This window comes from Thioclava sp. UBA3469, from assembly GCF_002378135.1.
In the GTDB taxonomy this organism is placed as follows: domain Bacteria; phylum Pseudomonadota; class Alphaproteobacteria; order Rhodobacterales; family Rhodobacteraceae; genus Thioclava; species Thioclava sediminum.
Window position 1 is genome coordinate 1 of record NZ_DFRG01000117.1, and the last position, 7,411, is coordinate 7,411.

The following is a 7,411-nucleotide window of genomic DNA, read 5'->3' on the forward strand; positions in this document are numbered from 1 at the left end:
CGGGCTCGTCGAGAAGCGCCACGAGCCGCTCCAGCGGGGCGAGAAGGTCAGAGGTCATGGTGCCCACCGCGACACTGCTGCGCTTCTTTGCCTGAGAGGGCGGTGGCGTCACGTTGCGCGCGACCATCTCGGCCAGCATCCTCTGGTCGAGTTTCAGGACTAGCCCGAGGCAGGGCCGTTCTTCGCTCGCCTCGATGATCTGCGTCTGCCCGGGGATTTCCAGAGAGGTGATCAGAAAGCCGGACGGGTCGTATCGATGCGGCGCGCCGCCCACGAACATCTGCTTGGCCCCTTGCGCCACGACCAGAAGCGCGGGTTCGACCAGGCAGACATCCGGCTCGGTCGGGCGCGTGCGCCGGAAGAAGCTCAGATCCGCAAGTGGGGTCGAGACATCTTCCGAACCCTCTGCCCATTGCTCGATCATCGCGGCGAGGGCTTCGTGCGAGTGTCCAAATCGGATGGTCTGCTCATTCATCGGCATGATGCCCCGTCTGAAGGTCGGAGCCGCCCTCAGACGGCTCCGAGCATTTTATCACAGGTTCTCGGTGAAGAAGCTGGTGAATTTGTCGAAGGGGATCTTGTCGACCTGATCGTAGAGATCGGTGTGGTTCGCATCTTCGACGATGAACAGCTCTTTCGGTTCGGCCGCAGCGGCGTAAGCCGTCTCGCTGAAATAGAGCGAATGCGCCTTGTCGCCGTGAACGAAAAGGCTCGGACGCGGCGAAATCTCGTCGATATAGGTCAGGAGCGGCATGTTCATGAACGACAGGGGCGTCGTCAGCGTCCAGGATGCGTTCGAGTTGACCGACCGGGGGTGGAAGCCGCGCTCTTCGGACTTGTAGTAACCGGCGTATTCCACGACGAATTGCGGCTCGCCGCCCTGAAGTTCGAGCGAGACCGGGCCATAGGCCGGAGCGCCGTTTTCCGCATCGACCCAGCGCTGCTGACCGAGCGCCTCGAGAGTTTCCGCGCGCTGCTCGGGCGTGGTGCTGTCGAAGTAGCCTTTGGCCATCATCCGGCTGATGTCATACATCGTGGTGACCGCCACGGCCTTGACCCGCTTGTCCACCGCGGCTGCGTTCAGGCCCATACCGCCGAAGCCGCAAATGCCGAGGATGCCGATGCGCTCGCGATCGACCGACTCCAGCAGGCCGAGATAGTCGACCGCGGCGCTGAAATCCTCGGTGTTGATGTCGGGCGAGGCGACATTGCGCGGGCTGCCGCCGCTTTCGCCGGTGAAGGACGGGTCGAATGCCAGAGTGACGAAGCCGCGCTCGGCGAGCGTCTGTGCGTGGAAGCCGGAGGATTGCTCTTTCACGGCGCCGAACGGGCCGCTGATCGCGATTGCGGCGAAGGGGCCGTCGCCCTTGGGAGCGTAGAGATCGCCCGCCAGCGTGATGCCGTAGCGGTTGGTGAAGGTGACCTTGCTGTGGTCGACCTTGTCGCTTTTCGGGAAGGTTTTGTCCCAGTCTTGCGTGAGTTCCATCATGTGTCCTTTCGAGATCGACGCGCCAATCTGCTTAGCGGCGTTGCACTCGAAATAAGTCCCGAAGGCCGGAGACAGATATATCATTCCGGGGGTATTCTTGCCTGATCCTCCGAAAGCGCATTTTTTGAGTGCTTCTGGCTGCGAGGTGTCGTTTCAGGATGCCGATCCCATCGGAACGGCGCTATCGCGCTTTCTGCCCAAGGCACACCCGACCCGAAAACTCCCGCTGCGGATGCTCCAGAGTCCTCAGGCACAGCACGGGTTTCATCGGTCTCAGCTCGTTTCCCGAATTTACAAATCGAAGTTTTCAAGAAACTGCCCTAAATACGCCAAAAGCATCGGCGAAGAGTTGCAAGATGTGGTCAGGAGGCGAGACATGGATAATCTGCGTAAGATCGAGGACCTATTGCAACGTCTGAACCGGGTCTGCGATTGGACATTCGCGCTGGGCCTGCATGTTCGCTTTGCTAGTCCGACCCTTAGCTATCTCACCTACCCAAAAGAGTGGGTCGATTACTACACTGAAAAAGAGCTCGTTTTTGTGGATCCGACCGTCCGCTGGGCGATCTCCAATCAGGGCATTTGTGACTGGGAAGATCTCGCCGACGGTGACCAGAGTGACGTGTTCGGCGCCGCCGCGCGTTTCGGATTGCGCTTCGGAAAAGTCATTGCGCTTGGCGAGCTGGACCGCTCGCTCGGTTTCTTTGCCCATCCGTCTCGTCCGATCACGCAGGAGGAGATCGAGCAGGCTCAAACATTGATGCAGGAGCTTCACGATGTGACCCGCGATGCGCTGGACATGTCCGAGGAGGAGCTTGAGAAATTGCGTCAAATTATCGTGCCAGCGTAGCTGGTCGTTTGAAGGCCGGGCGCAATACGGTCGGGGCGCGTCGCCCGTCTCGAGCCCGGCGCGGCTATCGTTCTCGTGTCGGTCTGGGCCAGGCAGCGAACGAACCGTCCGCGCGTTGCCAATAGCTTCCGTGCCCGACCTCTCGTCGGCTTTCGCCCCGCATATGGGCTGACAATCCTCGCAGAGACTGCGTTCTCCCTCAGGTTGCTGTTCCGGCGGCGGTGAGGCTGACGGAGCGCAAGTGCTGGCAAGGTGAAAGATCCGCGAAGGAAAAGCGATACCTCAACCGGAAATGGGGTCGGGCGCGACTGCGTTCTCGATAGGGTCGCTCCCTTCGCTCGCAATTGCTTCACGCAAAGGGGAACGGGCGCGACTTCAATGTCGATGCGGAACACGTATCTTTATAAGTGGTCTGGGGGCAGGCGAGCGACCGTCAAATCGAAGTCACCGGGCCGGGAGCCCGCAAGGAATATCAGGAGGTCCCCAATGACGAGCAGGAAGTTTACAAGCGCACTTTCAGGCACCGTTCTCGCTGTGCTGCTCAGTTCGACCGCGGCATCGGCAGGCTTTTTCTCGAGCTTTTCGCAGCCTCGCCAAATTCCCGCGAACGCTCAATTTCAGGACGGCACTTGGACCGGGTCTCCGGTCCGCCAGTATTACGGCTATGTGCAGGTGCAAGCCCATGTGAAAAATGGGAAAATCGCCTCCATCGATATCCTCAGATCGCCGACGGATCGCAGGACGAGCCGCTATATCAACAGCAAGGCGCTGCCGATGCTCGAGCGCGAAATCGTCATGGCGCAGAATACCAACGTCTCTTACATTTCCGGCGCAACGCTCACCAGCCAGGCGTTCCTGAATTCGGCAAATGATGCGCTGCTGAAATCGCTGAAATAGTCCGGCCATGACCGTCGAGACGCGGATCATCATGGGAATGCCGATCACGCTCGACATCCCGAATTCCGAGGGCGCAGACATTCACGAAAGGGTGTTCGACGTCTTCAATGACGCCGATAAACGCTTCAGCCCCTTCCGCCCTGACAGCGAAGTTTCGCGCTTCAATTCGGGCGAGATCGATGCGCCCGCACTCAGTTCCCAGATGCACGACGTCCTGAAGATCGCGCATGACATGCAAGAGATCACGGACGGGTATTTCGACATTCGGCGCGAGGATGGAACCATCGACCCTTCCGGTGTCGTGAAAGGATGGGCGATCCTCGGTGCGGCCCGACTGCTCGAGAGAGACGGGTTCGGGAATTTCTGCATCGATGCGGGCGGAGACATTCAGGTCGGCGGGCGCGATGCGCGCGACCGGGAGTGGTCGATCGGTATTCGCAATCCCTTCGATCCGCGCCAGATCGTCAAGGCAATCGCGCCAAGGGGGCAGGGCGTGGCGACGTCGGGCAACTATGTCCGTGGCGATCATATCTATGACCCGCATGACCGAGCCGCCCGCATCGAAGGCCCCGTCAGCATCACCGTGATCGGGCATGACGTTCTCGTCGCGGACCTACACGCCACGGCGGCCTTCGCGATGGGCGAGCAGGGCATCTACTATATCGAAGCCCTCGATGGCCTCGAAGCCTACCAAATCCACCAGGATGGAACGGCCGTGCAAACGACCGGTTTCAAGGAGTTTGTCTTCTCATGATGAAACTGATCAGGCGTTCGCTGAATGGCGTCACGATGTATCGATTGATGGTCTATTATCTCGGGATCCTGTTTCTGGGCGGGATTGCGGTCGGCATGATGGGAGCGGCCTTCCTCGACCCTGTCGGGCTTGTCGTGTCGCTCGTGCTCTCTGTCGCGAGCGCCTGGGTGACGAACCGGCTTTTCAGCTTTTTTCTGAAGCTGCCGACGAATGCGGAATCCGTCTATATCACGGCCCTGATCCTCGCGCTCATCATGCCGCCGGCGGATTTCGCCGATCCGATGACACTGGCCGCGATCGTGCTCGCATCGGTCGTCGCGATCGCGTCGAAATTCATCCTGACGCTCGGGCATAAGCACATCTTCAATCCGGTGGCGATCGGCGCGGTCGTCGCGGGAGTAGGGCTCAACACCCCGGCCTTGTGGTGGGTCGGAGGCACGCCTCAGCTGTTGCCTGTGGTGATCCTCGGCGGGCTGCTCGTCGCCTATAAGATCGAGCGCCTCGGCATGATCGCGGTCTACATCCTGTCCAACCTCGCCGCCGTTCTGGTAACGACGCCTCCGGGCATGATGGGAATGGCGCTGCAACAGACGCTCCTCTATTCGCCGCTGTTCTTCGCGGGCTTCGCGATGCTGACAGAGCCGCTGACGGCTGCGCATGGTCGCTGGTCGCGGCATGTCTACGCCGCCATCGTCGGGGTTCTGTCTTCCTCGAATATCCATATCGGGACGATGTATTTCTCCCCCGGAATGGCCTTCCTCGTGGCGAATATCTACGCCTGGGCCGCCAGCCCCAAAGGTCGGTTCAAGATGAAGCTGATCGGTGTCGAAGAGATCGCCGCGAACTGCTACGAATTCGTCTTCCAGTCGGACCGCGCGCTGAAATTCCGGGCGGGCCAGTATCTCGATTGGACGCTGGGGCTGTCGGGATCGGACAAGCGCGGCAACCGCAGGCCCTTCACCATCGCCTCCGCGCCCGGGGCCTCAGCCGTGCGGGTCGGCGTCAAGTTCAACCCTCAGGGCAGCGCGTTCAAGCGCGGGCTTTTGCGGATGCAGGAAGGCGACACGATCTATGGCTCGCAGATCGCGGGTACCTTCGTCCTGCCGCGGCAGCGCGAGAAGAAGCTTCTGTTCATCGCGGGCGGGATCGGCATTACCCCGTTTCGCAGCATGATCGCCGACCTCCTCGAGCGCGGCGAGAAACGCGATATCGTTCTGGTCTACGCGAATAGATCAGCAGACGAGATCGCCTATCGAGAGCTTCTGACGCGCGCGCGCAACGAGTTGGGGATGAAAGTGGTCTACGCGGTGTCCGGAGAACCCGGCTCCGCCATATATGACGATGTGACGCTGGTGCAGGGCCGTATGGACGAGACGAACTTGCGCGAATGCGTTCCCGATCTGGACGAACGGCGCGTTTATGTTTCCGGCGCGAGCTCCATGGTCTCCGGGTTTCTGAAGATGCTGCGCAAATGTGGGGTCCGTCGCAGATTGATTCACACCGATGCCTTTGCCGGGCTGTGATGACGGCGGCATTTTTCTGGAGTGTATGCCGGGCTGTCTTGAAAGGTTCGATGAGAGCGGAATGAGCCGGTGGATGCCGGATCTTCCGGTGCAGGCCGGAAGGTCACGGGGACGAGCCTGCGCGCAGGGTCATCGGGCCCATGTCGATGGCTCAAGATGGAAGAGTATCGACAGCTGTTCATAGACCGCAGGTTCGGCGTGTTTCAGCTCTGCCGGTCGCTCGAAGAAGGCCTCGACCAGAACCGCGAAGAACTCTTCCGGCCCCTCGGCGCCGTAGGCGTCGATCACGGTGCGCCGCCCGTGTCTGACGTGCTGAACATGGCGCTCGTAGGCCTCGGCGAATGGCATTGCCCAGCCCGCGAAGCTCTGCTCTTTGCTCAGCACCGGAATGCCGTCCGTGTGACCTGAAAGATCGTCGAGTTGGTGGGCGAACTCATGCAAGACGACGTTGTGGCCATCATGATCGTTGGAGGCGCCCCACCGGGTGTGCTTCCAAGACAGAACGACCGGACCGCGCGCCCAGCTCTCCCCGGTCCGAATGGTCTCGCGTTCCGTCAAAACATAGCCGCTGCGCTGAGCTTGTCTGGACTTGAAGGCCCCGGGATAGATCAGGATGGTGCGAAGGTGATCGTACCAGCTGTCTGAATTCACGACGAGAAGACAGGCTTGGGCGGCGATGGAGAGCCGCATTTCCTCGGTCACTTCCAAGCCATTGCAGCCGAGGAATTCGACCTGATCCAGAAACAGGCTGATCTTGCCGTCGAGCCGCGCTTGCAGGTCGCCCGGCAGTCTTCGGATCAGCGGAACCTGCTGCTTCACAATGCGACGCTGACGCTCCGGCAATGCGGTCGTCAGGAGTTGGGCGCGCTTGTGCCGCTTGAGCCAGAAGAACGCTCCAAAGGCGCCTGCGACAATGACCATGAGGATCAGGAATATCGGCATTACCGCTGTCCAATCTGGGCTGGTGTATCTGATGGCGTAGATAGTCGCTGAGGACATTGCAACCGGCGCTGTCGTTGCGGCTCTTTATCAGAACACTCGGCGCCAGAGCTTTCGCGACGGGCGGTGGATGCCCGCATTTCAGCAACGCCACTGCTCTAATCGGGCAGAGATGTCGCAGGGGACTTGTTGTGCTCTGCGTCCGTGCCTAACTGTCCAACAGGTATGAGGCAGAGACCTCATGCGATGGAGATTTTATGCAAGAGCCCCGGGCATAAGCCCGTTCCCGTTCAAGTGATGCGGGAACGCCAGAACCAAAAGAACACTCACGCGCAACGCTGAGTGCCTCTCTTTCTGCACTCTCATAAAATCGAGACCAATCCCTTGAATATCTCAAAGCACGAACAGCGTGTTTTGCATGAACTCGCCCTTGGCGGAGCAATCCACCATGAAAGAGGCGAGGGCGGCAAGATACGCGCCATCACCTGTTACACGCGCGACGGTTACGTCCTTTCGGACTGCACGCTCGACGTGTTTATGCGCCTGAGAAAACGGCGCTTCATCCGCTCGCAGAACGGCCAGCCTTATCGCGTATCGCGGCAAGGCATCAAAGCCGTGCGCGCGCAGCTCAATCAACGATGACAATCCGGAGGAGCATGATCATGCAAACGACAATCCCCTATGGCGGTCGACGTGCCCATGAAAGAGATCAGGACGCTCTATGGACGCTTGGGCGACTGGCTCGGCTGATTGTCCATCGGGCGTGTCGGGCCGTTCGACTTTGGTGCCGTGATCTTTGGGCGTCGCGCGCGAATCGACTAGGATTTGCATGAAGAGGGGAGAGACCGATGGGCTTGCGACAGAAGAGAAAAGAACTGGTCGGACTGGTCGGCGCAATCGGCGTGGTGATCGCAATTGCCGGATTTGTCGGCGGCTACCTGAGCCCCGGCGCCACGATC

Annotated in this window: 8 protein-coding genes; 5 read left to right on the forward strand and 3 right to left on the reverse strand. The window is 60.1% G+C overall.

The window, feature by feature from the left end:
• The coding region (locus B3D39_RS09660; RefSeq protein WP_286789632.1) for an AraC family transcriptional regulator at positions 1-475 on the reverse strand (475 nt) is incomplete at its 3' end.
• 57 nt (positions 476-532) lie between these two features.
• Positions 533-1,486, reverse strand: a complete 954-nt coding sequence (locus tag B3D39_RS09665) for an alpha/beta hydrolase (RefSeq protein ID WP_274963776.1) — start codon at positions 1,484-1,486, stop codon at positions 533-535.
• Positions 1,487-1,865: 379 nt separating this feature from the next.
• Here B3D39_RS09665 and B3D39_RS09670 point away from each other — a divergent pair, with 379 nt between their 5' ends.
• From B3D39_RS09670 to B3D39_RS09685, 4 genes are all read left to right on the forward strand, one after another.
• Positions 1,866-2,339: an autoinducer binding domain-containing protein gene (locus B3D39_RS09670; RefSeq protein ID WP_286789633.1), complete on the forward strand. Its 474-nt coding sequence runs from the start codon at positions 1,866-1,868 to the stop codon at positions 2,337-2,339.
• Between the two features lie 486 nt (positions 2,340-2,825).
• A complete protein-coding gene (locus B3D39_RS09675; protein WP_158522096.1) occupies positions 2,826-3,236 on the forward strand; it encodes an FMN-binding protein in 411 nt (136 codons plus the stop codon).
• A 7-nt stretch (positions 3,237-3,243) separates the two neighbouring features.
• Positions 3,244-3,990, forward strand: a complete 747-nt coding sequence (locus B3D39_RS09680; protein ID WP_274963774.1) for an FAD:protein FMN transferase — start codon at positions 3,244-3,246, stop codon at positions 3,988-3,990.
• Positions 3,990-5,513 (forward strand): ferredoxin--NADP reductase, encoded by a 1,524-nt coding sequence (locus B3D39_RS09685; protein WP_286789634.1) that lies wholly within the window; start codon positions 3,990-3,992, stop codon positions 5,511-5,513. Before B3D39_RS09680 ends, B3D39_RS09685 begins: the two co-directional genes overlap by 1 nt.
• Positions 5,514-5,642: 129 nt before the next feature.
• Here the strand turns inward: B3D39_RS09685 and B3D39_RS09690 are convergent, their stop codons facing one another.
• The gene (locus B3D39_RS09690) at positions 5,643-6,512 is read right to left on the reverse strand and encodes a zinc-dependent peptidase (RefSeq protein WP_274963772.1); all 870 of its coding nucleotides are present in this window, start codon (positions 6,510-6,512) and stop codon (positions 5,643-5,645) included.
• A gap of 324 nt (positions 6,513-6,836) precedes the next feature.
• Between B3D39_RS09690 and B3D39_RS09695 the strand changes: the two genes are divergently transcribed.
• Positions 6,837-7,094, forward strand: coding sequence for a YjhX family toxin (locus tag B3D39_RS09695; RefSeq protein WP_078519961.1), 258 nt, complete (start codon positions 6,837-6,839; stop codon positions 7,092-7,094).
• Positions 7,095-7,411: the final 317 nt, after the last annotated feature.